At 70.9% G+C, this 24,818-nt stretch carries 20 protein-coding genes; 4 read left to right on the top strand and 16 right to left on the bottom strand.

Annotated features, from left to right (window positions below; genetic code table 11):
- Nucleotides 1-23 precede the first annotated feature (23 nt).
- From M3E84_RS02515 to alr, 6 genes are all read right to left on the bottom strand, one after another.
- Entirely contained in the window at nt 24-863 is an 840-nt protein-coding gene (locus M3E84_RS02515; protein ID WP_259894430.1) for a polysaccharide lyase family protein, read from the bottom strand.
- Nucleotides 860-2,425 carry an alkaline phosphatase gene (locus tag M3E84_RS02510; RefSeq protein WP_259894429.1) on the bottom strand — a complete coding sequence of 522 codons (1,566 nt, stop codon included), beginning with the start codon at nt 2,423-2,425 and terminating at the stop codon, nt 860-862. Before M3E84_RS02510 ends, M3E84_RS02515 begins: the two co-directional genes overlap by 4 nt.
- A 286-nt stretch (nt 2,426-2,711) precedes the next feature.
- Nucleotides 2,712-3,155 carry a hypothetical protein gene (locus M3E84_RS12370; RefSeq protein WP_311200414.1) on the bottom strand — a complete coding sequence of 148 codons (444 nt, stop codon included), beginning with the start codon at nt 3,153-3,155 and terminating at the stop codon, nt 2,712-2,714.
- A gap of 386 nt (nt 3,156-3,541) precedes the next feature.
- Nucleotides 3,542-3,874: a hypothetical protein gene (locus tag M3E84_RS12365; protein WP_311200413.1), complete on the bottom strand. Its 333-nt coding sequence runs from the start codon at nt 3,872-3,874 to the stop codon at nt 3,542-3,544.
- A gap of 13 nt (nt 3,875-3,887) precedes the next feature.
- Nucleotides 3,888-4,487, bottom strand: coding sequence for a tRNA (adenosine(37)-N6)-threonylcarbamoyltransferase complex ATPase subunit type 1 TsaE (gene tsaE, locus M3E84_RS02500; RefSeq protein ID WP_259894428.1), 600 nt, complete (start codon nt 4,485-4,487; stop codon nt 3,888-3,890).
- Nucleotides 4,480-5,682, bottom strand: coding sequence for an alanine racemase (gene alr, locus M3E84_RS02495; RefSeq protein ID WP_396415547.1), 1,203 nt, complete (start codon nt 5,680-5,682; stop codon nt 4,480-4,482). The genes tsaE and alr overlap by 8 nt, the downstream gene beginning before the upstream one ends.
- 159 nt (nt 5,683-5,841) lie before the next feature.
- Here alr and M3E84_RS02490 point away from each other — a divergent pair, with 159 nt between their 5' ends.
- Complete coding sequence (locus M3E84_RS02490) at nt 5,842-7,983, top strand: phosphatase (RefSeq protein WP_259894426.1); 2,142 nt, start codon at nt 5,842-5,844, stop codon at nt 7,981-7,983.
- Between the two features lie 114 nt (nt 7,984-8,097).
- Here M3E84_RS02490 and mgrA read toward each other — a convergent pair whose 3' ends face one another.
- The 6 genes from mgrA to M3E84_RS02460 all read right to left on the bottom strand — a co-directional run bounded on the left by mgrA (nt 8,098) and on the right by M3E84_RS02460 (nt 18,300).
- Nucleotides 8,098-9,198, bottom strand: coding sequence for an L-glyceraldehyde 3-phosphate reductase (mgrA, locus tag M3E84_RS02485; protein WP_259894425.1), 1,101 nt, complete (start codon nt 9,196-9,198; stop codon nt 8,098-8,100).
- 143 nt (nt 9,199-9,341) lie between these two features.
- Nucleotides 9,342-11,222 (bottom strand): malto-oligosyltrehalose trehalohydrolase, encoded by a 1,881-nt coding sequence (gene treZ / locus M3E84_RS02480; protein ID WP_259894424.1) that lies wholly within the window; start codon nt 11,220-11,222, stop codon nt 9,342-9,344.
- Between the two features lie 109 nt (nt 11,223-11,331).
- Nucleotides 11,332-13,806 carry a malto-oligosyltrehalose synthase gene (gene treY, locus M3E84_RS02475; RefSeq protein ID WP_259894423.1) on the bottom strand — a complete coding sequence of 825 codons (2,475 nt, stop codon included), beginning with the start codon at nt 13,804-13,806 and terminating at the stop codon, nt 11,332-11,334.
- A gap of 126 nt (nt 13,807-13,932) precedes the next feature.
- Entirely contained in the window at nt 13,933-16,179 is a 2,247-nt protein-coding gene (glgX, locus tag M3E84_RS02470; RefSeq protein ID WP_259894422.1) for a glycogen debranching protein GlgX, read from the bottom strand.
- Between the two features lie 49 nt (nt 16,180-16,228).
- A complete protein-coding gene (locus tag M3E84_RS02465; RefSeq protein ID WP_259894421.1) occupies nt 16,229-17,887 on the bottom strand; it encodes an NAD(P)H-hydrate epimerase in 1,659 nt (552 codons plus the stop codon).
- Nucleotides 17,887-18,300 (bottom strand): holo-ACP synthase, encoded by a 414-nt coding sequence (locus M3E84_RS02460; RefSeq protein WP_259894420.1) that lies wholly within the window; start codon nt 18,298-18,300, stop codon nt 17,887-17,889. Before M3E84_RS02460 ends, M3E84_RS02465 begins: the two co-directional genes overlap by 1 nt.
- 104 nt (nt 18,301-18,404) lie before the next feature.
- On the opposite strand from M3E84_RS02460, the gene coaA reads away from it, so the two are divergent.
- From coaA to mscL, 3 genes are all read left to right on the top strand, one after another.
- On the top strand, nt 18,405-19,361 hold the full coding sequence (coaA, locus tag M3E84_RS02455) for a type I pantothenate kinase (protein WP_259894419.1): 957 nt from the start codon (nt 18,405-18,407) through the stop codon (nt 19,359-19,361).
- A gap of 46 nt (nt 19,362-19,407) precedes the next feature.
- Nucleotides 19,408-20,169: a M15 family metallopeptidase gene (locus M3E84_RS02450; protein ID WP_259894418.1), complete on the top strand. Its 762-nt coding sequence runs from the start codon at nt 19,408-19,410 to the stop codon at nt 20,167-20,169.
- Between the two features lie 120 nt (nt 20,170-20,289).
- A complete protein-coding gene (gene mscL / locus M3E84_RS02445; protein ID WP_259894417.1) occupies nt 20,290-20,730 on the top strand; it encodes a large conductance mechanosensitive channel protein MscL in 441 nt (146 codons plus the stop codon).
- Between the two features lie 230 nt (nt 20,731-20,960).
- Here the strand turns inward: mscL and glmM are convergent, their stop codons facing one another.
- The 4 genes from glmM to truA all read right to left on the bottom strand — a co-directional run bounded on the left by glmM (nt 20,961) and on the right by truA (nt 24,761).
- The gene (gene glmM / locus M3E84_RS02440; protein ID WP_259894416.1) at nt 20,961-22,313 is read right to left on the bottom strand and encodes a phosphoglucosamine mutase; all 1,353 of its coding nucleotides are present in this window, start codon (nt 22,311-22,313) and stop codon (nt 20,961-20,963) included.
- A gap of 281 nt (nt 22,314-22,594) precedes the next feature.
- A complete protein-coding gene (gene rpsI, locus M3E84_RS02435) occupies nt 22,595-23,101 on the bottom strand; it encodes a 30S ribosomal protein S9 (protein WP_259894415.1) in 507 nt (168 codons plus the stop codon).
- A gap of 38 nt (nt 23,102-23,139) precedes the next feature.
- Nucleotides 23,140-23,583: a 50S ribosomal protein L13 gene (gene rplM, locus M3E84_RS02430; protein ID WP_259894414.1), complete on the bottom strand. Its 444-nt coding sequence runs from the start codon at nt 23,581-23,583 to the stop codon at nt 23,140-23,142.
- 245 nt (nt 23,584-23,828) lie between these two features.
- On the bottom strand, nt 23,829-24,761 hold the full coding sequence (gene truA, locus M3E84_RS02425; RefSeq protein ID WP_259894413.1) for a tRNA pseudouridine(38-40) synthase TruA: 933 nt from the start codon (nt 24,759-24,761) through the stop codon (nt 23,829-23,831).
- Nucleotides 24,762-24,818: the final 57 nt, after the last annotated feature.

Raw genomic sequence — 24,818 nt, 5'->3', positions numbered from 1 at the left:
ATGCCGCCGACTCACGTCCCCGCTCAGCGCGCGAACAGGCCCAGAGCGTCCCAGGCCACCCAGCCGCCCTCGGCGAGGACGAACTCGACGGTGTTCTCACCGGCGCGCAGGGCCCCGGCCGGGAGCTCGAGCTCGTGGCGCGAGCGCTTGAGCGGCGAGCCGGTCGCCGTGGCATCGCCCTGCCGCGAGCCCTTGTTCGACCCCCGCGGCAGCTCGATGCCGCGCACCGGCGTCCCGTTGACGGCGATGTCCAGCCTCCCGCCCAGCGAGGTCGTGTCCACGAGCCACAGCGCCAGATCAGTCGTGCCCGGGGCCTCGTCGAGCTCCACGACCCAGCGGGCCCGATAGGACTTCCGGCCCGCCCAGGCGTCGCCGGGGCCGGGCAGCAGGTACGGCCAGGCCTGACGGGGCTCGTCGTCGCCCTGGCGGAACTCGATGAGCGTCTGCGGGTAGGCCTTCGGGATCTTCGCGTAGTCCTTCGGTGCGAACTGCAGCTCGTGGGTCCTCCCGTCGAAGGAGCCGATCGCGGCCAGCTCCGTGCCGGTCTCGGTGACCGAGGCCTGCGAGGCTGCGATCAGCGGCCGGCTGGACAGGGACAGGCGCCCCGCATCGCTCACGGCGATGACCGTGAGGCTGTGCTGCTCCCCAGCGGGGTCCAGCCCGTCCAGCACGAAGCGCGGGAAGATGGTCCGGCCCACCAGGTGCTCCGGGTCCGGCTCACGCCCCCTGTCCCGGGGTGCTCCCGAGTAGATCCGGTAGTGATCGATCAGCGGCTCCCAGGGCAGCGCCTGCCACCGCAGCTCGAGGCGGCCGATCCCCGCCTCGGCCTCGAGGCCCTGGACGGTCTGCGGGCGCGGGCTCATGCTCGGTCCTCTCCGGCCGGGGCGAGTCCCGGCTCTCCTGCGCGGGTGCTGAAGCGCGCCGAGAGCTCCTTGGGCGCTGTGTCATCGGCCTCGATCCAGGGCACGACCCAGAAGCTCGAGGTCATCTCCTGCGGGGTCAGCCGGACGTGGACGTAGCCGCGGCGCCCGTCGTAGTGGCGCACGTAGGGGTGGCGGGTCCAGTCCGCGGTGTAGGCATCGGTCTCGGATCCGTCCCCGTCGGAGGCCACCGACGTGCAGACCAGCTCGACGCCGATCGTCTCGGAGGACGGATCCGCGAAGTCCTCCTTGAGCTCGGCGGCCACGTGCTTGTGGATGTCACCGGTGAGCATGACCGGGTTGGAGACCTCGGACATGGCCGCCATCAGGCGTCGGCGGGCTGCCGGATAGCCGTCCCACATGTCGGTGCGGTCCTCGGAGACGGCCGTGAGCACGACCCCGTTGGCCAGCACGTCCCAGGTGGCAGTGCTCTGCGAAAGGCGGCCCTCGATCCAGGACTCCTGCTGGGCTCCCAGGATCGTTCGCTGCTCCCGGTTCTGCTCCTGGGCATCGGCAGGCTCCGGATCGCGGAACTGCCGCGAGTCCAGGAGGCTGAAGCGCGCCAGCGTGCCCACGTCGAAGCCGCTCGTGATGTCCGCGTCCGGGCCGGTGGGCAGGGCCTCGAGGTCCAGGGGCATGTTCTCGTAGAACGCCCGGTAGGCCACCGCGATCTGATGCTCGAAGTCCTCCGGGGACACGTCCTTGCCGGAGACCGCCGCGGCGTAGTTGTTCTGGACCTCGTGGTCGTCCCACACCGCCACGGCCGCCGCCCGAGCATGCACGGCCTGCAGGTGCGCATCCGACTTGAAGAGGCTGTAGCGCAGCCGGTACTGCTCGAGGGTCTCGATCTCCACCTCGTGCGCCGGCGCGACGCTCGCGCCCTGGCGCCACAGGTTGTCCGCTGTGATCCCGTACTCGTAGATGTAGTCCCCCACGAAGACCACGAGGTCCAGGTCCTCCTCCTGGGCCAAGTGGCGGTGCGCGGTGAAGTGCCCGTGGTACCAGGCCTGGCAGGAGACCAGGCCGAAGGAGAACGCGTCGGCCTGCTGTCCCGGGGCCGGCAGGGTCCGGAACCGCCCCACCGGGCTGACCTCCTGGCCGGATCGGAACCGGTACCAGTACTGCGTGTCCGGAGCCAGCCCCTTCACGCGAGGATGCACGGAATGTGCCAGCTCGGGCTGGGCCAGGGCATTGCCCCGCCGATCCACGCGGGTGAACTCCGGGTCCCGGGAAACCTCCCAGCGCACCGGCGCCGGCCGCAGCGGCATCCCTCCGTGCCCGTCCTCGGCCAGCGGGTCCGGGGCCAGACGCGTCCACAGCACGGCGCCGTCGGGGCGCGGTGCGCCGCTGGCGACTCCCAGCCCGAACGTCGCCCCGGCTGCCTCCCCGGACTCGCTCGCCTCGGCAGGGGCGCTGATGCCCAGGGCGAGCGCGGTGCCGGTCAGGCCTCCGAGCTCCAGGAGCCGTCGTCGGTTCAGGGTGTGCGGGGCCGTGGTGGGTGACATGGGTCCTTCGTGGGGAGCGGGTTGCGGGGGAAGGCCCCACCGTCCCCGCCTCAGGTTTCCCGTACCCGAACTGGCGCTGAATGCCCCTGGACCTGCCGGTCACGAGTGGTTGAAGACGTCGGCGCATCGGCTGGGGCCGATCAGATTGTGCGGGTCCCCGGGTCGTCCGCGCCTGCGCAGTGCCGGCGGCCGATCAGAGATTCCTCCGCCCGGACGCTCGAGGCCGCACCTTCGCATCCCCTCAGTGCTGAGGGACTGCGAAGCTGCGGCCTCGTCGGAGAGCGGGTCAGCCCAGCCAGGCCAGCGCGGCCGCCAGGTGCGCCTTGGTGCCGGACTCGAGGGTCGGATCGATGTCCGGGTAGAAGTACGGCGAGTGGTTGGGGGCGATCTGGTCCGCGGGATCGTCGCTGGACGCGGCCCTCTCGAGGCGGCCCTTCGAGACGCCGCCGACCGTGCAGTAGGTGTAGGGGACGCCGAAGGCGCTCGGCACGATGCTGAAGTCCTCCGAGGCGGTCTGCGGAGCCTGCTCGAACACGGCCTCCCCGAACTGGGCGCGCAGGGCCTCGGTGACCTTGGCGCTGACGTCGTCGTCCTTGTCGGTGAGCGGGTACTGGTCGTCGTAGCGGAACTCGGGCTCCTGGGGGCAGCCGGCCGCCTCGCACTCGCCGCGCACGATCCGCTCCATGGCGGTGATCATGGTGGAGCGGACGTCCTCGTCGTAGGTGCGCATGTTCAGCAGGAGCGTGGCCGTGGAGGATGATGTTGGACTTGGACCCGACCTGGATCGAGCCCACGGTCAGCACCGCGAACGACGACGGCGGGATCTCCCGGGACACCACCGTCTGCAGTCGCATCACGATCGTGGAGGCGAGCACCACCGGATCCACGCTCAGGTGCGGCATGGAGCCGTGGGCGCCGGAGCCGTGCAGGGTGATCTCGATCGAATCGCCCGCCGAGAGGATGGGTCCCGCCTTGGTGCCGATGGTGCCGGCCTCATGGGTCATGACGTGCTGGCCCAGCACCACCTCGGGGGCGGGGACCTTCTCGGTCAGGCCGCCATCGCACTGGCAGCGCCCAGCAGCGCGGCCACATGCATGTCATGGCCGCAGGCGTGCATCAGCGGAACGGTGCGGCCGTCCTCGCCGGGGGGGTCGTCTCGGTGGAGGCGTAGTCCAGCCCTGTCCTCTCCTCGACCGGCAGGGCGTCGAAGTCCGCCCGGTTCATCACCACGGGGCCCTGACCGTTGGCGAGCACGCCCACCACGCCGCCGCCGAGGCGCTGGACCTCGAAACCGAAGCCCTCCAGGCGCTCGGCGATGATGCCGCTGGTGCGGGTCTCGTGCATGGACAGCTCGGGGTGGGCGTGGAGGTCGATGTAGACCTCGCGCTGCCCTTCAAGCTGCTCCTGCACGGCGTCGAAGACGCCCGCCGGAGCACTCGCCCCGCGCACGGGCAGCGTGAGCTCAGCCCTGGTCGGCGAAGTCGTGCAGCGCTTTCGGCACACGGTCCCAGCGTGGGCCGATGCCGCGCAGCCGCAGCGTCCGCGGCTCGTCGACGGCCGCAGCTTCGTCCTCGTCGTGGTCCGCGGCGAACTCCGCCAGCACGTCCGACAGCGAGCGCTGCCCTCCCTGCGGCCGCTCGATCTCGATCTCCAGCCGAGAGTCGCTGAGCCCCTCGACTTTGCCGCGCCCCCACTCGATGACCGTCACCCACTCGGCGAGAGTCTCCTCGAGGTCGATGTCCTCGACCTGGGCCGCATCGGCCAGCCGGTACGCGTCCACGTGCACGAGCCCCGGGGCGCCGGGACGGGGGCCGTGGGCGTCGTTCGGGTGGCGACGGGCCAGCACGAACGTGGGCGAGATGATCCCCTCCACCGCTCCCAGGCCGCGACCCAGGCCCTGCGTGAAGGTCGTCTTGCCGGCCCCGAGGGGACCGTCCAGCAGGATCAGGTCACCGGCTCGCAGCTCGCGTCCCAGCCGCTCGGCCAGGCGCTGGGTCTCGATCGCCGAGCCGACCTGCACGGTGCGCTCCCAGCGCGGCGCGCTGGCCTCTGGCTCAGCCATCGGCAGGCTCTCCCTCGGCGCGGGCCTGGGCCGCACGCTCCTGCGCCACGCGGTCGAAGGCCAGATCCGCACGCGTGTCCACGTGCACGCGCTGCACCCGCGGGGAGATCCGGGTGATGATCTCGTAGTCGATCGTCCCGGCGGCCTCGGACCACTCGCGCACCGAGGGGGCGCCCTCGCCGCCGAAGAGGACCGCCTCCGCACCCAGCAGATGGCTCATGTCCTCCGTGGTCCGCAGGTCAACAACCATCTGGTCCATGGCGATCCGCCCGACGACCGGGTAGGTGCGGCCCTCGATCATGACCGGGGCCCCGGTGGCCACGCGCGGCACACCGTCGCCGTAGCCCATGGGGATCAGCGCGAGGGTGGTCGCCTCGGAGGTGCGGTAGCTCAGACCATAGGAGACCCCCTGGCCCGAGGGGACCCGCTTGATGTTGGCCACTGAGGTCCGCAGGGTCATGGCAGGCAGCAGCCCGAGCTCCTGGGCGCTGCGATCGGCGAACGGCGAGACGCCGTAGAGCCCCACGCCGGTGCGCACGATGTCCCCGCGCATGGTCTGCGGATCCGCGAGCGCACCCGGCTGCCCGAGCGACAGGGTCGCCGGCGTGTTCGCCAGGTGGGTGAACCGCGGGGCGAGCCCCGCCTCCCGTGCCTGCCGCACGGCGGCGGTGAAGGCCGCGACCTGCTCATCGGTCTCCGGGCACTCGGGCTCATCGGCGACGGCCAGGTGGGAGAAGATCCCGTCGACGCGCAGCGCACCGCCTCGCTCCAGCCCGCGGACGGTCTCGAGGACCTGCGGCCACTGCGACAGCGCGAAGCCGTTGCGGCCCAGGCCGGTGTCGACCTTGAGGTGGATCCGAGCCGTGCGCCCGATCCGCTGGGCCGTCGCGGCGATCTCGAAGAGCTCCGCACCGGAGACCCCCAGGGCGATGTCCCGCTGCAGCGCGGTCTCGAAGTCGGTGTCCGCGGTGTGCAACCAGGCCAGGATCGGGGCGCGGATCCCGGCCTCGCGCAGCTCGAGGGCCTCGCGCACATGCGCCACGCCCAGCCCGTGCGCCCCGGCGACCAGCGCCGCACGGGCCACCGGCACCGCGCCGTGGCCGTAGGCGTCGGCCTTCACCACGGCCATCAGGGCTGCCGGGTGGGCGAGCTCGGCCAGCAGCCGCACGTTGTGGCGGATCGCGGCGAGGTCCACGACGGCGCTGCGCTCGGCAGCCGCGCCTGGGCGATGGACGTCTTGGGCGACGAAAGCCGCGGCAGGCGGCTGGCTGCGGGGGTCGGGGGCCTGGGTATCGGTGCTCACCGGACCATTGTGGCACCGTAGTCGCGCGCCTAGCGGCCCTAGAGTGTTCGCGTGCTCACCTTGGAAGATCCCTGCGCCGCTCCGACCGGTCCGTCGCAGAAGTGCCGACGCATCGCGATGCTGTGCCTGCACACCTCTCCCCTGCGCCAGCCCGGCCAGGGAGATGCGGGCGGGATGAATGTCTACGTCCGGCAGCTGGCGAGCGAGCTGGCCCGGCTCGGCCATGCGGTGGACCTGATCACTCTGTGGCGCGACGGCGAGCACCCCGGGCAGGTCCGACCGGTGGAGACCGTCACGGCCCAGCCCGTAGGCGAGCCGCCGGGGCTGCGGCTGGTGAGCGTGACTCTGCCCGAGACCGCGAGCGCGACCAAGGACGAGCTGCCGCGGCACCTGCCCGCCGTCGCCACGGCTCTGCAGGCCGCCGCTGCGCAGCTGCTGCCCCGCCCCGATGTCCTCCACGGGCACTACTGGCTCTCCGGGGAGGTCGGCCGGGATCTGGCGCAGGACTGGGACATCCCGCTCGCGCTGACCCTGCACACCAGTGCCCGCGGCAAGAACGCGCAGGCGGCCGCCGGGGAGCCCCTCGAGCCGGAGGTCCGCGAGCGCGCCGAGCAGCGCCTGATCCGCGAGACCTCGGCCCTGGTGGTCAACACCGCCGCCGAGGCCGAGCAGATGCGCGAGCTCTACGACGCCGACCCCGCCCGGACTCACGTGATCGCCCCGGGCGTGGACCTCGAGGTGTTCCGCCCGGACGGCCCGCAGCCTCCCGAGGCTCCATCCTCCTCCGAGCCGCAGTCCGCTGCCCGCCAGGACCACGAGCCGGTGATCGGCTTCGCGGGGCGCCTCCAGCCGCTCAAGGGCCCGCAGATCCTCCTGAAGGCGATGGGCCTGCTGGCCGCCGATCCGAAGACCCCGGTTCCCCACCTGCTACTGGCAGGGGTGGGCGACGACGCCTTCACCGACTCCCTGCACCAGCAGGCCCGGACTCTGGGCATCGAGGACCGGATCGAGTGGCTCGGCTCGATGCCCGTGACCGAGCTGGCCGCCGCCATGCGCCGGGCGGATCTCTGGGCGGTGCCGTCGTCGTCCGAGACCTTCGGGCTGGTGGCCCTGGAGGCGCAGGCCTGCGGGACCCCGGTGCTCGCCTCGGATGCGGGCGGGCTGCGCTCGGCGGTCGACGACGGCCGCACCGGCTGGCTCGTCGGCCACCGCACGCCGGAGGCCTGGGCCGAAGCCCTGCGGTCTGCCTTGGGAGATCCCGCCGAGCTGGCTCGGCGAGGCCGGGCCGCCGCTGATCGCGCCCGCGGCTTCTCCTGGGCGGCCGCAGCACGGGCCCACGTCGAGCAGGTCTATGCCCCGTCGCAGAGGGGGATCACGCCCGGACCTACAGTGGCAGCCATGACGACTTCAGCGCTGAGCCCCCAGGACCTGGCAGATCACCTCGACCGTTTCCACGCGACCGGCCCGGTGGCCACGCCCCGGCAGGCCAATCTGGCGAACATCCAGGGCTTCCTGGACTCCTCCGAGCACCAGTACATGGGCGTCACCCCGACTCCGGGCACCACGTACGACGATGTCTTCCGCCTCATGGTCGAGCGCGTCGGCATCAGCGCCGACCCGTCCTTCACCGAGGGCGTGGACACGATCAGCGCCCAGCTGTGCGTGGCCGCGCTCGAGCGATACGCGGACGTGCTCGCCGACGCCGTGCGACCCGGCGCCACGATCTTCTTCGCCACGGCTCATCCCGCGGCCCTGCCTCCGATCTACTCCCGCCTGGCCGCGGCCGCCCGCGCGGCAGGTGCCGAGGTGCTGCACATGCACGGCGGCATCGCCTGGGACGACGGCCAGGTGCGGCAGGTCTCGGACGTGATGATGGTCGAGCAGTACGGCGGGCTGCGGCACACGCACCGCCCGGAGCCGATGGAACTGGCTCTCGACCGGCTCGCCGAGCAGGCGGGCGATCCCTCGTTCCTGCCCGATCTGGTGGTCTCCGATCACGGCATGGCCGGGGCCGCCGGCTCCCGCGGTGCGCGCGTCATCGCAATCGCCGACTGCAACGACCCCGCGCCCTTCGTCGGCGAGCAGCAGGGCCTGATCGAGGTGGTCGTGCCGTTGGACGACAACATCCCGCCCGAGGCCTACGCCCCGCTGACCGACTTCGTGCTCGAGCGGGCCGGGCTGCCGATCCGCTGAGCGCTCGCCCGCAGCGCAGGGTGCGGGCACGACGAAGGGGACGCTTCCACTCGGAGGCGTCCCCTTCGTGCTGCCTAGCCGCCGACCGGCAGGCGGCCCCTCAGCGGTCCAAGCTCAGTCCTTGGTGGACTCGGTGGCCTTGGCCCAGATGTTCACCCCGGCGTCGCGAGCGAGCTCGTCGATGCGGGAGAGCTCGTCCTGGGAGAACTCGAGGTTCTCCACGGCCTTGGCGCTGTCGGCGATCTGCCGGGCCGAGGAGGCTCCCACCAGCGCGGAGGTGACCTGCCCGCCGTCCTGCGGGCGCAGGGTCCAGGCGATCGCCATCTGGGCCAGGGTCTGACCGCGCTGTTGAGCGATCTCGTTCAGCCCGCGGATGCGCTCGATGTTCTCGTCCGTGAGCCATTCGGGGTTCAGGGACTTGGAGGCCGCGGCGCGCGAGTCCTCCGGGATGCCGTTCAGGTACTTGTCCGTGAGCATGCCCTGGGCCAGCGGCGTGAACACGATCGAGCCCATGCCGGCCTCCCCCAGCACCTGCACCAGGTTCTTGCCGCCGGCCGGGCCGTCCGCGTTCTCGGAGGGCTTCTCGATCCAGCGGTTGAGCAGCGAGTACGACGGCTGGTGGATGACCAGCGGGGTGCCGAGCTCGCGCATGATCTGCTGTGCCTGGGCGGTGTCGTCGGCGCTGTAGGAGGAGATGCCCACGTGCAGCGCCCGGCCCGAGCGCACGATGCGGTCCAGGGTGCGCATGGTGTCCTCGATCGGGGTCTCCGGATCCGGGCGGTGGTGGTAGAAGATGTCCACCCGGTCCAGGCCCATGCGCTCGAGCGACTGATCGAGCGAGTCGATGAGGTACTTGCGCGAGCCGCCGAAGCCGTAGGGGCCCGGCCACATGTCCCAGCCGGCCTTGGAGGAGATCACGATCTCCTGGCGCAGATCGGCGAAGTCCTCCTTGAGCACGCGCCCGAAGTTCAGCTCGGCCGAGCCGTTGGGCGGGCCGTAGTTGTTGGCCAGGTCGAAGTGGGTGATGCCCGAGTCGAAGGCCTGACGCAGGATCTGCTTCTGCGTGGCCATGGGCTTGTCATCGCCGAAGTTGTGCCACAGCCCCAGCGAGATCGCGGGCAGCTTCAGGCCCGAGGTCCCGAGCGTGCGGTAGGGCATGGACTCGTAGCGGTCCTCGGCGGGCGTCCAGCGGGTGTCATCTCCGTAGATCAGCATGTGCCCATCCTTCCACCGGCCGACGACAGCGCAACGGGGACAGCACGACGCGCCGCCTCTGAGCCGAAGCGGCCCCCGCTCCCGTGAGGAAGCGAGGGCCTCTTCGGCTCAATGCGGGCCGCTCAGCCCGCCGGCACAGCAGCTCAGGCCTTCAGCACCGCCGCGCCGCTGCCCTGGAGTCGGATCGACTCCCCGGCCGGCTCCTCGGCGCCGTGGCTCCACAGCACCGACGCCGCGGCACCGCCCATCGGCACGTCCACGGCGTCGTCGCCGAAGTTGAAGGCTGCGGACACCGGGCCGCGGTGCAGCACGAGCCAGCGGCCGTCCTCGTCGAACTCGGTGCGGATCGTCTCGAAGCCGCCGCGCAGCTCGGGGGTGCGTCGGCGCAGGTCGATCAGTTCCCGGTAGGCGGCGAGCACCTTCGCGTGATCGCCCTGCTCGCGCTCATCCCACTTCAGGATCGCCGAGTCGAAGGTCTCCTGCGCCTGGGGATCCGGGACAGAGTCCTCGTCCCAGCCCATGCGCGCGAACTCGGCCTTGCGGCCGCTGCGCACGGCATCGGCCAGCTCGGGCTCCGGATGCGCGGTGAAGAACGGCCACGGGGTCGAGGCCGCCCACTCCTCGCCCTGGAAGATCATGGGCGTGTACGGCTGGGTCAGCAGCAGGGCCGCGGCCAGGATCAGGCGATCCGTGGACAGCGTCTGCGAGAAGCGGTCGCCGGTGGCCCGGTTGCCCACCTGATCGTGGTTCTGCGTGTAGGTCACGAACTGCCACGGCTTCTGCCGCTGCGGGTCGACGGGCCCCCCGTGGGAGCGGCCGCGGAAGGACGAGAACGAGCCGTCGTGGAAGAACGCGCCCTCCATGGACTTGGCCAGCGCCCCCAGTGAGGTGAAGTCCGAGTAGTAGCCCTGCGACTCCCCCGACAGCGCCCAGTGCGCGCCGTGGTGCCAGTCGTCGAGCCACTGTCCGCTCATCCCCAGGCCGTTGCGCTGCGTGTCCTCGACCATGCGGACGTCGTTGAGGTCCGACTCCGCGACCGTGAACGCACGACGACGGGTGCGCTGCGAGGTCTCCGCCACACGGTCCGAGATCTGCTGGAGGATGTGGCGGGCGCGGGAGTCCTTCAGCGCGTGCACGGCATCGATGCGGAAGCCGTCGATGTGGAAGTCCTCCAGCCACATGCGCACATTGTCGAGGATGTGATCGCGCACCCCGTCGGAGCCGAAGTCGTCCAGGTTGATCTGCTCGCCCCACGAGGAGGCACCGGCGGTGAAGACCTCGAAGAACTCGGGCAGGTAGTTCCCGGACGGGCCCAGGTGGTTGTAGACGACGTCCAGCACGACGGCCAGGTTGCGCTCGTGGCAGGCGTCCACGAAGCGCTGCAGGCCGATCGGCCCGCCGTACTCCTCCTGGGTCGTGTACCAGGCCACGCCGTCGTAGCCCCAATTGCGCGAGCCGTTGAACCCGTTGACGGGCAGGACCTCGACGGCGTCGATGCCGAGTTCGGCCAGCGCATCCAGGTGCTCGATCGCGGCCTCGAACGTGCCCTCCGGGGTGAAGGTGCCGATGTGCATCTCGTAGAGCACGGTGTCCTCGAGATCGGCCCCGCCCCAGTCGTGATCGGTCCACTCGAAGTCAGCGGGGTCGTACGTGCATGACAGCTCGTGCACGCCCTGCGGCTGGCGCATGGAGCGGGGATCCGGCAGCACGGCCGATTCGATCGTGCGCTCCTCGGACGTGCCCGGGTCCAGGACCTTGGAGAGGATGTAGCCGTAGCGCACCGTGGTCGACGGCACGGACTCGGCGGCCTCGTCCGGCAGCGTCCACCAGCCCATGGGGCTGTGCTCGCCGGAGGCGTACTCGGGAGCCGGCTCCAGCCCGCGCGGGCTGTGCCCCGGCAGGTCGAGGGCCTTGATCATCTCGTGGTCCTGCCCGTCGATGCGCACGACGACCCCCGCGGCATGCGGGGCGAAGACGTCGAAGCGATCGAGGTGTGCGCGGCCGTTTCCTGCCGAGTAGGACATGTCGGTGCTCCGATCTGGGAGGGCGATCCGCAGGCTGCGCTCAGCGCCGCCTGCGGATCGATGCTGGTCGAATGATCGTTCTGTCGTCTGGGTCCCGCTGCGGGGCGGTTCAGTGGCGCGTCAGGAGCGCCACGGGCAGCAGGTCGAGCACGTCCCCGACCCGCACGGTCCCGCTGAAGCTGCCGCCGCCGGTGAGGGCATCCTTCCACTGCCCGTCGGGCAGCACCAGGCTTGTCTCGCCCCAACCGCCGGCAGCCTCCAGCCCCACGGGAAGCCGCGTCGCCAGGGTCAGCGCACCGCCGCGGTCGAAAGCGAACACGTGTTCTGCCTGCTCGCCCTCCGCCTGCAGCGGTGCATAGTCCGAGAACAGCTCCGGGCTGTCGCGGCGCAGACGCAGCGCGCGCGAGGTCACCAGCAGCTTGGCATCGCCGGTCTCGTCCACCGCGGGCACGGAATGCTCGCGCGCCACCGAGGGATCGTCGCGGCGCTCGTCGAGGGCGGCCAGTCGCTGCGCGATCTCGGCGTGGTCCACCGGGCGGCGGTTGTCCGGATCCACGAGCGCAGGAGCCCACTGCTCGGAGCCCTGGTAGACGTCCGGCACGCCGGGCACGGTGAGCTGGATCAGCTTCTGCGACAGCGCGTTCGACCAGCCCGGTGCCTGGACACGACGCACGATGCCCTCCACGGTGCCGCGCACGGCCGGGTCCTCCAGCACCAGGTCGATCAGCCCGCTGAGATCTGCCTCGAAGGCCTCGTCGCCGTCGACCCATGCGGTCGCGGTCCCGGACTCGCGGGCCGCCTTCAGCGCGTAGTCCACCGCGCGCTCCCGGCTGATGGGCCATGCCCCCACCATGGCCTGCAGCACCAGGTTCACCAGCGTCCGATCGGCCAGCGGACCGACGCCCCTGGCTTGGGCATCGCGCTCCACGGCGGCCAGCGCCGCGGCCCACTCCTCCCCGATCTCGGCGAGCACGCTGATCCGCGCGCGCACCGACTCCGAGCGCTTGGTGTCGTGGGTGGACAGGGTCGTCATGGCCAGCGGCTCGTCGCGGTGACGACGCGCGAACTCGTCGTGGGCCTCCTGAGCGGACAGAGAGAACGAGGACGGATCCCCGCCCACCTCGGTGAGCGAGGTGAGCCGCGAGTACCGGTAGAAGGCGCTGTCCTCCACGCCCTTGGCCATGACCATCCCGGAGGTCTGCTGGAAGCGCCGGGCCACCGGGGTCAGCTCGGCCTCGTCCCGCACGTCCAGTCCCAGGACCGGGCCCAGGGCGGTGATGGCCTCGGCCAGATCGGGCCGGGAAGCCTGCGCGGCCTCGAGCGCCTCGGCCAGGTGCTCCGAGCCCCACGGCAGGTAGGTGCGATAGACGCCGAAGCAGCTGAGGACCTCGCTCAGGGCGTCCACCAGGGCCTCGTGCGAGACGCCCTCCAGGGCGGGCTCGACGGAGGCCTCGCGGGCCAGGCGCTCGACCTCGGCATGCAGGGACCCGTCCGTCACGGCCCGCTTGGTCCCGTGGATCATCCGCTCCCAGTCGCCCTCCTGAGCCTGCTCGGCGCTCGAGCCGGCACGCAGGGAGGCGTCCAGAGCGGTCAGCGGGTACTCCCCGTCCGGGTCCACGAGCAGCCGGTCGATCACACCCAGGGCGTCGTAGCCCGTGGTGCCGGCCGTCAGGCCCTGCTCCAGCCATTCGCGCGGCAGCAGCTCCCCGGGCTCCAGGATCTTCTCGATCAGGGTGTAGCGCCCGCCGGTGAGCTCGGCCAGCCAGCCGAGGTACTGCGCGGGATCGCGCACCCCGTCCGGGTGATCGATGCGCAGCCCGTCCACCAGGCCCTCGTCGATCCAGCGACGGACCTCCACGTGCGAGTCCTCGAATACCTGGCGGTCCTCGACCCTGATCCCCGCCAGGGTAGCGATCGTGAAGAAGCGGCGGTAGTTCAGGGCAGCATCCCCGCGGCGCCAGTTGACCAGCTGGTAATTCTGCCGCTCGTGGATCATCCGGGCAGGCTCCGTGGCCCGGCCGTCGTCATCGAACGTCGCCGTGCCCTCGGCCACCGGGTAGACGTTGTCGAAGTAGGTCAGCACCGGCTGCCCGTCGCGCAGCTCGACCCCGAGCTGCTCCAGCGCCTGGTCGGCCCGACCCGGGCGCGGAGTGCCGTCTTCGTCGGCGTCGTCGCCCAGCACCGGGATCATCACCCGGTCGCCGAAGGACTCCCAGTCGACGTCGAAGGCCTGCGCGTGCTCGGAGCCGCGTCCGTCGCGCAGCAGCGACCACCACCACGGGTTCTCCGGCGGGGCGGCGACGCCCTGGTGGTTCGGCACGATGTCCACCAGCACGCCCAGGTCCAGCTCGTGCGCCGTGCGGCAGAAGCGGTCGAAGGCCTCCCTGCCCCCGCGGGCCGGGTCGACCTCGGTGGGATCGGCCACGTCGTAGCCGTGGTCCGAGCCGCCCACGGAGCGCAGGACCGGCGAGAGGTAGACCCAGTCCGCGCCGAGCGCCTGCAGGCGCTCGAGCTGCTCGGCTGCTGCGGTGAGGTCGAAGTCGGGGGTGATCTGGAGTCGGTAGGTCGAGGCGGGAATGCGCACGTGGTCTCCTCGTGTGCTGGTGCAGGAGCACCTCTCCTGCTGCGGATCCTTAGGTGGGGCGGGCCGGTCCCGACAGCTCGGGACCGGCCCCTTGACTGGGGCGACCGGGGCGACCCGGCCGCCGGCTCACTCGTCCGGCTGTGCCTGGGAGGCGTAGGCGGCGACGGAGGCGGCCACCGAGGTGTCCGGCTCCTCCTCGGGCTCGTCCCACTGTCGCAGCACCACCATGGACTTGGCCTTGAGCACGAACTCCGTCGAGTGCGTGAGCACCGAGCCGTTGCCGTGCTCGCCGGCGGTGTCCAGCAGCTCCTCCCACGTGGATCCGTACTCGGCGGGCGGGAGGGTGCACGTGATGTCCTCCGGGGAGGAGTTGAACCACACCAGGAAGTCGACGTCGGTGATCTGGCGACCGCGGGCGTCCTTGCCTGCGATGCCATGGCCGTTGAGCCACATCCCGAGCGTGCGGGCCAGGGGCTCGTCCCAGTCGGCCGGCGTCATGGCCGAGCCGTCGGTGCTGATCCAGGCGATGTCCGGCATGGGATCCTCGTCCGTGCGCTCGTCCATCTCGACCGGACGGCCGTCGAAGAACTGCGCGCGGCGGAACGTGGGGTGGTCCCGGCGCAGGTGGATCAGCGCGGAGGTGAACTCCATCAGCGGGGCGTCGGCGGCGTCCCAGTCGATCCAGGAGATCTCGTTGTCCTGGCAGTACGTGTTGTTGTTGCCGCCCTGGCTGCGTCCGAGCTCGTCGCCGTGCAGAAGCATGGGGGTGCCCTGGGAGAGCATCAGCGTGGCGATGAAGTTGCGCTGCTGCCGTGCGCGCAGCGACAGGACGTCGGCGTCGTCCGTGGGGCCTTCCACACCGCAGTTCCAGGAGCGGTTGTGCGACTCGCCGTCGTTGTTGTCCTCGCCGTTGGCCTCGTTGTGCTTCTCGTTGTAGGACACGAGGTCGCGCAGCGTGAAGCCGTCGTGGGCCGTGACGAAGTTGATCGAGGCGAACGGACGGCGTCCGCTGTTCTCGTACAGGTCCGCCGAGCCCGTGATGCGGGAGGCGAACTCGCCCAGGGTCGAGGGCTCGCCGCGCCAGAAGTCCCGCACGGTGTCGCGGTACATGCCGTTCCACTCGGTCCACTGAGGCGGGAAGTTGCCCACCTGGTAGCCGCCGGGGCCGACGTCCCACGGCTCGGCGATCAGCTTGACCTGGGAGACGATCGGATCCTGCTGCACGAGCTCGAAGAAGGTCGAGAGCTTGTCGACGTCGTAGAACTCGCGAGCCAGGGTCGAGGCCAGATCGAAGCGGAAGCCGTCGACGTGCATGTCGGTGACCCAGTAGCGCAGCGAGTCCATCATCAGCTGCAGCGCATGGGGGTGGCGCACGTTGAGCGAGTTACCGGTGCCCGTGTAGTCCATGTAGAACTTCGGGTCGTCCTCGACGGTGCGGTAGTAGGCGTTGTTGTCCACCCCGCGCATGGACAGCGTGGGCCCCAGGTGGTTGCCCTCCGCCGTGTGGTTGTAGACCACGTCCAGGATGACCTCGATGTTCGCCCGGTGCAGGGCGCGGACCATGGCCTTGAACTCCTGGACCTGCCCGCCGAGGGTCGAGGTCGAGCAGTAGTCGTGGTGCGGGGCGAAGAACGCGATGGTGTTGTAGCCCCAGTAGTTGCGCAGGCCCTTCTCCAGCAGCGTGGAGTCCTGCACGAACTCGTGCACCGGCATGAGCTCGATCGCGGTGATGCCGAGCTTCTTCAGATGCGAGATGGTCGCCGGGTGGGCCACGCCGGCGTAGGTGCCGCGCTCGTTCTCCGGGATCTCGTCGAGCTGCTCCGTGAGCCCCTTGACGTGGGCCTCGTAGATCACGGACCTGTGGTAGTCGCGCTTGGGCGGGCGGTCGCCCTGCCACTCGAAGAACGGGTTGATCACCACGCCCTTCATCATCAGCTCGGCCGAGTCCTCGTCGTTGAAGGAGTCCTCGTCACCGAACTCGTAGGAGAACAGCGGCTGGCCCCACTCGCGCACGAAGCCGTCCACGGCCTTGGCGTAGGGATCCAGCAGCAGCTTGGAGGGGTTGCAGCGCAGGCCCTGCGACGGGTCCCACGGGCCGTGCACGCGGTAGCCGTAGCGCTGACCGGGCTCGACGTTGGGCAGGAAGCAGTGCCAGACATAGCCGTCGACGGCCTCGACCTCGATGCGCTCCTCGGTGCCCTGGTCGTCGAACAGGCACAGCTCGACCTTCTCGGCGACCTCGGAGAACAGAGCGAAGTTGGTGCCCGTTCCGTCGAAGGTCGCCCCGAGGGGGTATGCGGTTCCGGGCCAGACTTCGGTCACGACGATGAGCTCCTGAGGTATCGGGGACTTCGGCGGCAGCCGCGGGATCATCGGACGCGTTGATGCGCCCGGTGCAGCGGCGCACCCCGTCAGCCTACCCTCAGCCTGCGACGCGGGTCAGAGCGGCTCGGATGTCCTCCGGTCGGCACGGCTGCGGGCCCTCTCCTCTCACGTGCGAGGCTCGCGCCTGCAGCACCGTCGCCAGTCCTGCCAGCAGCGCCCAGCGGGCATCCCTGCCCAACGCATCGGCTAGCGGCTCGAGCGCCTGCTCGGGCACCGCGCTCTCGCGCAGCCAGGCAGGCAGGCGGTCCGCCAGGTGCTGCGGCTGCGCGGCGTCGTGGGCGAGCAGCGTGCCCAGCACGCCCGCGAGCGTGTCCCCGGACCCAGCTGTGGCCAGCCACGGGCTGGCTCCTCCGACGGTGAGCACGGGGGCTTCGGCCTCCGCGCCCACGGGGGCTGCGATCGTCGTGGTGGCGCCCTTGAGCAGCACGGTGGCACCGGTGGCCTGCGCACCCACCTGCGCCCATCGAACCGGATCCGCCTCGATCTGCTCGCGCTCGGCAGCCGTGACGCCCTCCGGAAGCCGGCCCCAGGCCTCGCACCAACGCACCAGCTCGGCCAGCTCGCCTGCGTGCGGGGTGAGCACGATCCACGGCCGCAGCCGCGTGTCGGCCAGGCTGCGCCCGGCGATCTCCAGGGCTCCAGCATCGAGCACCGCAGGGATCCTGCGCTGCAGCGCTTCGGCCAGCGCCTGCTCGCAGCGCTGCTGCTGCGCCTCGTCGACGGCGCCCGGGCCGGCGATCCAGGCCTGCACGTGCTCGTCGGCGGGGGCGCCATCCGAGACCACGGCCTCGGGGCTCGTCAGGTTGACCATCCTGCGCGTGGACTCATCGCCCAGGTACCGGACCATGCCGGTCCCGGCGGCCAGCGCCGAGCGCACCGTCAGCAGAGCGGCCCCCGGGTACTCCTCGGACCCGGCCACGATCCCGACGACGCCGCGGGTGTACTTGTGGTCCGAGCCGACCGGGCGCGGCCACAGCGCCTCGAGATCGCGATCCTCGAGCCGCAGGACGTCCGGGGATCGCAGGTGCGCCTCGATGCCGATCGGCACGACCTCCACACGGCCGCACAGCCGATCGCCGGGGGCGGTGAGCTGGGCCGTCTTGGCCGCGCCGAAGGTCACGGTGGAGGCGGCGGGAAGCACAGAACCCTCGAGCGCCCCGCCGTCGGCGCTGAGCCCGGAGGGGACGTCGACGGCCACGACGACGGGCCCTTGCTCCCCTGTCTCCTGCGAGCGCTGGTCGAAGGATCGCGCGAGCTCGGCCATGGCACCGCGCAGCCCGCCGGAGGCCCCGGTGCCGAGCACCGCGTCGATCACCAGGTCCGCGCCGAGCAGCAGGTCCAGGGCCTGCTCCAGGTGCTCGTCATCCAGCGCCCATGCGCTCACGACTCCGCCGGCCTGCCGCAGAGCGCGAGCGCCGTCCTCGTGCAGCGAGTCGGCCGTGGGGATCGCCGTCACCTCCACACCGGCGCGGCGCAGCGCAGCGGCCGCCCAGAGCCCGTCCCCGCCGTTGTTGCCCTTGCCCGCCAGGACCACGGCGCGGGATCCGGCGACCCGCCCCCGACGAGTGCGCAGGAGGCGCCGGCAGTGCAGCTGCAGGCCGTGCGCGGCCACCGCCATCAGCGCCGGGCCCCTGCCCTGCTCGAGCAGCGGCTGCTCGGCCGTGCGCACGGCCTCTCCCGAGAACCCCGGGCGCATCAGAGCACCGCCTCGGCGTCGTCGGGATCCGCCGAGCCGAGCGATTCCGGATCCGCTGAGCCCATCGATTCGGCGATCACGTAGGCCATGGCCAGGCCCCCGTCGTGGGACATGCTCAGGTGCCACCGGTCGATCCCCTGACGGGCCGCCTCCCGGGCCACCGTGCCCTCGGTGCGCAGGATCGGGGCGCCCCCTTCGGTCTTCTCGATCCAGCAGTGCTGCCAGATCATCCCGGGGGGAGCCTTCAGAGCCTTGGCGGCAGCCTCCTTGGCGGCAAAGCGCGCCGCAAGGGACTGCAGCGCCAGCCCCCGCTCGCTCGGCACGAACAGCCGCTCGCGCAGTCTGGGCGTGCGCTCGAGCTGCCGCTCGAACCGCTGGATGTCCACCACGTCGATGCCGCTGCCGATGATCATGCGGGCCAGCCTAATCCCGACGCGCTCGGCCCCGACGGTCGCGTGAAGTCATCCCGCGCCGCTCGGATCGGGGCGCGGTGTCGCGGAGGACTACGATGGCGCCGATGAGCACAGCCCCCGGATTCCACCGCCTGTCGCCGTTCGTCGAGCTCGACCGGCTGACCTGGTCGCGCCTGTCCGATGAGATCGAGCTGCCGCTGGACGAGGACGAGATCGAGAACCTGCGCGGACTCGGGGATCACCTGGACGCCGATGAGGTCCGCGAGGTCTACCTCCCGCTGTCTCGGCTGCTCACCCTCTACGACACCGCGGCCACGGCCCTGAACAACTCGACCAATCAGTTCCTGGGTCAGGAGCATGCGCGCACCCCGTTCGTCATCGGGATCGCAGGCTCCGTGGCCGCCGGCAAGTCCACGACCGCTCGCCTGCTGCGCGAGCTCATGGCCCGGTGGCCGTCCACGCCCAACGTCCAGCTGGTGACGACCGACGGCTTCCTGCACCCCAATGCCGAGCTCGAGCGCCGCGGCCTGATGCAGCGCAAGGGCTTCCCGGAGTCCTATGACCGCCGGGCGCTGCTGCGCTTCGTGGCAGAGATCAAGTCCGGGGCCCTCGAGGTGCGCGCTCCCAAGTACTCGCACGTCACCTACGACATCCTTCCGGACGAGGAGGTCGTGGTCACCGCCCCGGACGTGGTGATCATCGAGGGCCTCAATGTGCTGGCCCCGGCCAAGATCGGGCCCGACGACCGCGCTGCCCTGGCCCTGAGCGACTTCTTCGACGTCTCCATCTACGTCGACGCCCGCACCCAGGACATCGAGCGCTGGTACGTCGAGCGCTTCCAGGATCTGCGCCACGGCGCCTTCGCCGACCCGGACTCCTACTTCCACCGCTATGCCGGCCTCTCCGATGAGGAGGCCGAGCAGGTGGCCACCGACATCTGGCGTCGGATCAATGAGCCGAACCTGCTGCGCAATGTCCGTCCCACGCGCGGTCGGGCGCAGCTGATCCTCTCCAAGGACTCGGACCACTCGATCCGCCGCGTCCTGCTGCGCAAGAACTGAGCCTCGTCGCCGCCCGAACTGCACTTCCGAGCAACGGAGTCCCCTCATGAGCACCGCGCTCCCCCGCCGTCTGGCCGCCTCCGCCGCCCTGCTGAGCCTCCTGGGGCTGTCCGCCTGCGGCAACGAGCAGCCGGCGGGAGATCCCAGCGGCTCTACCTCCTCGCAGACGCCGCAGGACGGCAGCAATGATGCCGGCACCGACTCGAGCTCAGGCCCCGGCACGGCCGCGGCGGAGGCCGACGTCGACACCGCCTCCTCGACCGATGTGGTGGTCAACAAGGCACGTCCGCTGGATCCGCAGGACTATGCGCCGGAGCCGCTCGAGGACCTCGAAGGCCACCAGCTGCGCAAGGACGCAGCTGCAGCCGCGCAGCAGATGCTCTCGGACATGCGAGCGCAGGGCATCACCGTGAGCATCACCTCGGCATACCGCCCGTACGTCGAGCAGGTCTCCACGTATCAGCACTGGGTCGAGGTCAACGGCCAGGCGACGGCAGACACGATCTCGGCGCGGCCCGGGCACTCGGAGCACCAGACCGGCCTGGTCATGGATATCGCCGACGGCTCGGGCTGCGACCTGCAGGAGTGCTTCGCCGACACCGACGCGGCCCAGTGGGCCGCAGAGCATGCGCAGGACTACGGCTTCGTGCTGCGCTACCCGCGCGGCGGCGAGGACGTCACGGGCTACGCCTACGAGCCCTGGCACTACCGCTACATCGGCGAGCAGCGCGCCCGGGAGCTCTCCGAATCCGGGGCCGCCACCCTCGAGGAGTTCTACGGAACGGGCCCCGCTCCGGACTACTCCTAAAGCTCCAGGTCACGGCGGGGTCATGACCCGAGGGCAGTGTGACAGAAATCACCATCTGTGATCCGAGAAAAAGCTTCCCGGCAACAGGTTGACACGTCCTTCACCGCTACTGTTGCCCTCATGCTTCAGGGTTTCAAGGAATTCATCATGAAGGGCAACGTCATCGACCTTGCCGTCGCCGTCATCGTGGGCGGCGCGTTCGCCCCCGTCATCACCACGCTCGTGGACTCGGTCATCATGCCGCTGATCTCGGGCCTGATCGGGTTCCCCAACTTCGATCAGTTCCTGGCCATCCAGGTCAACGACACCGAGAACTACGTCCGCCTGGGCGCCTGGCTCACCGTCATCGTCAACTTCCTCATCATCGCCGCGGCCCTGTACTTCGTGGTCGTCATGCCGATGAACAAGATGATCGAGCGCCGCAACCTGCGCCTCGGCATCAACCCGGACGAGGAGGAGGTCGACCCGCAGGTCGCCCTGCTCACCGAGATCCGCGACGCCCTCGTCCCAGACGCGGGCCAGGACGAGACCGTCTCGCCCAAGGACACCCCGTCCGTCTGAGCCCTGCAGGCTCCACCACCCCCATTCATCACCTGATCTGAGAGCACAGCGCCGGGCGGCGCTGGGAGAGAGCTGAGGGCCCCTGCCGCGATCGCGGCAGGGGCCTTCTGCTGTGCAGACCACCCGGCGGAGATGAGGAAGCCCCGAGGACCGACTCCGACGGGGCTTCCTGTGCGCTGCCGCCGCCGAGTCGCCGCCGGGTGCCCGCGCAGCGACTCAGCGGCGGCAGCTCAGCCGAGAGCCAGGCGCTGGCGCACGACGCCGGCCAGCACAGCGGCTTCCCCGTCCGCCTGCTCCTGCGTGGCGGCCTCGACCATCACGCGCACGACAGGCTCGGTGCCGGAGGGACGCAGCAGCACGCGGCCGGTCTCCCCCAGTCGCTTCTCGGACTCCGCGACGGCCTCCGCCACGCCCTGATCGGTCGAGGCTCCCGAGCGGTCGACGCCCTTCACGTTGAGCAGGCGCTGGGGCAGACGGGTCATGACGGTGCCCAGCTCGGACAGCGGAAGACCGGTTCCGGCCACCTGCGAGGCCAGCATGAGCCCCGTGAGCAGGCCGTCGCCGGTCGTGGCCCAGTCCGCCATGATCACGTGCCCGGACTGCTCGCCGCCCAGGTTGAAGCCGTGCTCGACCATGGCCTCGAGGACGTAGCGGTCCCCGACCTTGGTCTCGACGATCCGGATGCCGCGCTCCTGCAGGGCGAGCTTGAGCCCCAGGTTCGACATCACGGTCACCACGAGGGTGTCGTCCTTGAGGCGGCCGGCCTCGTGCATGGCGACCGCCAGGATGGCCATGATCTGGTCGCCGTCGATCTCCCGCCCCTGCGCATCCACGGCCAGGCATCGATCGGCGTCGCCGTCGTGGGCGATGCCCAGGTCCGCGCCGTGCGCCACCACGGCCTCCTGGAGCGGGCCCAGGTGGGTCGAGCCCACGCCGTCGTTGATGTTGAGGCCATCGGGCTCGGCGCCGATCACCACCAGCTCCGCCCCGGCATCCCGGAAGGCGTCCGGCGACGGGCCGGAGGCCGCCCCGTGGGCGCAGTCCAGCACGATCTTCAGCCCTTCGAGACGGTGCGGGATGGCCCCGACCAGGTGCATCACATAGCGGTCCTCAGCATCCGTGAGCGTGCGGATGCGCCCGACACCGGCGCCGGTGGGGCGACGGAAGTCCTTGGCATCGTAGACGGCCTGGATGCGATCCTCGACGGTGTCCGGCAGCTTCTTGCCGCCGGCGGCCAGGAACTTGATCCCGTTGTCCGGAGCCGGATTGTGCGAGGCGGAGATCATCACGCCGAAGTCGGCCTCGGTATCGCCCACCAGGTAAGCCAGCGCCGGTGTCGGCACCGTGCCGGCGTCCTCGACGTCGACCCCTGAGGCCGCGAGCCCGGCAGCCACGGCGGCGCCCAGGAACTCGCCCGAGGCACGGCCGTCCCGGGCCAGCACGGCCCTGGGGCGGCGGCCATCAGCCGCATGGTCATGGCCCAGCACGATGGCCGCTGCCTGAGAGAGGTCCAGGGCCATGTCTGCCGTGAGCAGCTCATTGGCCAGACCGCGTACGCCGTCGGTTCCGAAGATTCGTGTCATCGATCCAACATCCTAGGCCCGTCTGCCGCGCTGACGCATACCATCCGTCGCATGTGGCGTCGCGGCCCGATCTGCGAGGACGCGGGAGGAACCTGCGCCCCCAGCTCCCGGAGGCGCCCGTGGACGCTCTGCGCGCCGCCCACCGTCCGTGCGCAGGAGGACTCCTCGGGGCGTCTCAGCGGAGACGACAGCGCCCCGTCGCTTGACGGACGAGGTCCGTGAGCGACGGGGCGCTGTGGCAGGCAGGCCCGATCAGGCGGGCGCTGCGCAGCGGCGCTGGATCAGCGCTTGGAGTACTGCGGGGCCTTGCGGGCCTTCTTGAGGCCGGCCTTCTTGGACTCGATGACGCGGGCGTCACGGGTCAGGAAGCCTGCCTTCTTGAGGGTCGGGCGGTTATGCTCCGCGTCGATCTCATTGAGCGCACGGGCCACACCCAGGCGCATGGCCCCGGCCTGGCCGGAGGGGCCGCCGCCGTGCACGAGCGCGACGACGTCGTAGGCGCCCTTCAGCTCCAGCAGCGTGAAGGGGTCGTTGACCTCCTGCTGGTGCAGCTTGTTGGGGAAGTACTCCTCCAGCGTGCGACCGTTGATCGTCCACTGGCCGGAGCCGGGGATCAGGCGGACTCGGGCGACAGCCTCCTTGCGGCGACCGGTGCCCTGGCCGGGCACGGTCAGCGCCGGGCGCTCGGTGGCGACGGCGGACTCGGCGGCGGCGCCGGTGGACTCGGAGGTGTAGGAGGTCAGCTCCTCACCGTCCTGCGCGAACTGCTCATCAGTATTCTGAGCCACGATGTTCTCCTTGTGTCAGTCGTTCTCGTAGGCCCGGATTACTGGGCGACCTGGTTGAACTCGAAGGTCTTGGGCTTGTTGGCACCGTGCGGGTGCTCCGGGCCGGCGTAGACCTTGAGCTTGGACAGCTGCGCAGCTGCCAGCTTGTTCTTGGGGAGCATGCCCTTGATGGCCTTCTCGACCGCACGCTCGGGGCTCTTGGCGAGCAGCTCGGCGTAGGTGGTCGCGGTGAGGCCGCCGGGGTGGTTCGAGTGGCGGTACGCGATCTTCTTCTGCAGCTTGTCGCCGGTGAGGGCGACCTTGTCCGCGTTGACGACGATCACGAAGTCGCCGGTGTCGACGTGGGGGGCGTAGGTGGCCTTGTGCTTGCCGCGCAGCAGGACTGCCGCGTGGCTGGCCAGACGGCCCAGGACGACGTCGGTCGCGTCGATGACGTACCAGTCACGCTGGACGTCACCGGGCTTCGGGGTATACGTGCGCACGTTGATCTGCCTTCGTTCGATGAAGTGTGGCCCTGAGTTGGGGTCAGGAGCCGGTTTCCGTGTGCCTCCGGGGCTCGGGTGAGGGCCGAGCAGCATCCGGGTCCCCAGAACCCCGGCGCACCAGATCGCCCTGTGCCCTGCAACTGGACGGCGGATCCGGGTACACGTGAACCGAGGCGGGACACGCACAACAGCAGGCCACCATACCTGAAGCCGTCGTCCGTTTCCACCGGCAGCCTCCGCACTCAGGCCTCGCCCCGCCGCGCCCTCGTGAGCTGGGCGCGCTGCGCCAGCTGCCCGTCCTCCGGGTAGAGGACCTCCTCCAGCACCAGCCCCTGCGCCGGAGCCAGCAGGGTCTCGGAGGAGCGGGTGCGCTCCTGGAGCCTGCCCCGCAGCCAGGAGGCCTGCCGCTCCCCCTTGCCCACCCGGACCATCGAGCCCACGATCGCCCGGACCATCGAATGGCAGAAGGCGTCGGCGAGCAGCTCGACCTCGAGCAGACCGGTCTCCGTGCGCCGCACGGTGATCTCCTGCAGCTCGCGGATCGTGGTGGCCCCGGGGCGGGGACGGCAGAAGCTCAGGAAGTCGTGCAGACCCGGCAAGGGCTCGACGGCCTCCTGCATGGCCGTCACATCCAGGGCCCGGTCCACCGCCCAGGTGGATATCCGGGTCAGCGGATCATGGCCGGCTGCGCCGTCGTCGATCCGGTAGACGTACCGGCGGGCGATCGCCGAGAAGCGCGCATCGAAGCCCTCGGGCGCGGGCCTGGCCCGCCGCACGACGATCGCCCCCGGGACCTCCGCGAGCCCCCGCCGGCGCCTGTCCGAGCCGAGGATCCTGCTCAGCCCGCCGGTCAGCCGCCGCTCGAGACCGTCCGGGCGCGGCCCCTCCCGACCGGTGAGCACCCGCCGAGCCTGCTCCGGGGCCAGGTCGGCGTGGGCCACCTGCCCGCGGGCATGGACTCCGGCATCGGTGCGCCCTGCGACCACGAGTCGGACGGGGGCGCGCACGACCAGCTCCAGGGCGGCCTCCAGGCTCCCCTGGACCGTCTCGAGGCCGGGCTGAACCGCCCAGCCGGAGAACGGGCTGCCGTCATAGGCCACATCCAGGCGGATGCGCACCGATTCGGGATGCTCCCGGCAGGCCACTGCCTGAGCTCCCTGCGCGTCCTCGCTCATCGACTCGTCTCCATCCTTCGTCATCGCACCTGTCGGTGGTGCCGGGCATGCGAAAGC

This window comes from Kocuria sp. p3-SID1428 (assembly GCF_025149945.1).
Taxonomy (GTDB): domain Bacteria; phylum Actinomycetota; class Actinomycetes; order Actinomycetales; family Micrococcaceae; genus Kocuria.
The sequence above is the reverse complement of the archived record's forward strand: the minus strand, read 5'-3'. Positions and strand labels throughout refer to the sequence as shown.

Excerpts from the sequence above, each read along its gene's own strand:
- coaA (WP_259894419.1), top strand. The coding sequence starts at position 18,405 with ATGAGCACAGCCCCCGGATTCCACCGCCTGTCGCCGTTCGTCGAGCTC.
- M3E84_RS02465 (WP_259894421.1), bottom strand. The coding sequence starts at position 17,887 with ATGCGCCCGGGGTTCTCGGGAGAGGCCGTGCGCACGGCCGAGCAGCCG.
- mscL (WP_259894417.1), top strand. The coding sequence starts at position 20,290 with ATGCTTCAGGGTTTCAAGGAATTCATCATGAAGGGCAACGTCATCGAC.
- glmM (WP_259894416.1), bottom strand. The coding sequence starts at position 22,313 with ATGACACGAATCTTCGGAACCGACGGCGTACGCGGTCTGGCCAATGAG.
- M3E84_RS02450 (WP_259894418.1), top strand. The coding sequence starts at position 19,408 with ATGAGCACCGCGCTCCCCCGCCGTCTGGCCGCCTCCGCCGCCCTGCTG.
- tsaE (WP_259894428.1), bottom strand. The coding sequence starts at position 4,487 with ATGGCTGAGCCAGAGGCCAGCGCGCCGCGCTGGGAGCGCACCGTGCAG.
- glgX (WP_259894422.1), bottom strand. The coding sequence starts at position 16,179 with ATGATCCCGCGGCTGCCGCCGAAGTCCCCGATACCTCAGGAGCTCATC.
- truA (WP_259894413.1), bottom strand. The coding sequence starts at position 24,761 with ATGAGCGAGGACGCGCAGGGAGCTCAGGCAGTGGCCTGCCGGGAGCAT.
- M3E84_RS12370 (WP_311200414.1), bottom strand. The coding sequence starts at position 3,155 with ATGCGCACCTACGACGAGGACGTCCGCTCCACCATGATCACCGCCATG.
- M3E84_RS02515 (WP_259894430.1), bottom strand. The coding sequence starts at position 863 with ATGAGCCCGCGCCCGCAGACCGTCCAGGGCCTCGAGGCCGAGGCGGGG.
- M3E84_RS02460 (WP_259894420.1), bottom strand. The coding sequence starts at position 18,300 with ATGATCATCGGCAGCGGCATCGACGTGGTGGACATCCAGCGGTTCGAG.
- mgrA (WP_259894425.1), bottom strand. The coding sequence starts at position 9,198 with ATGCTGATCTACGGAGATGACACCCGCTGGACGCCCGCCGAGGACCGC.
- treZ (WP_259894424.1), bottom strand. The coding sequence starts at position 11,222 with ATGTCCTACTCGGCAGGAAACGGCCGCGCACACCTCGATCGCTTCGAC.
- M3E84_RS02510 (WP_259894429.1), bottom strand. The coding sequence starts at position 2,425 with ATGTCACCCACCACGGCCCCGCACACCCTGAACCGACGACGGCTCCTG.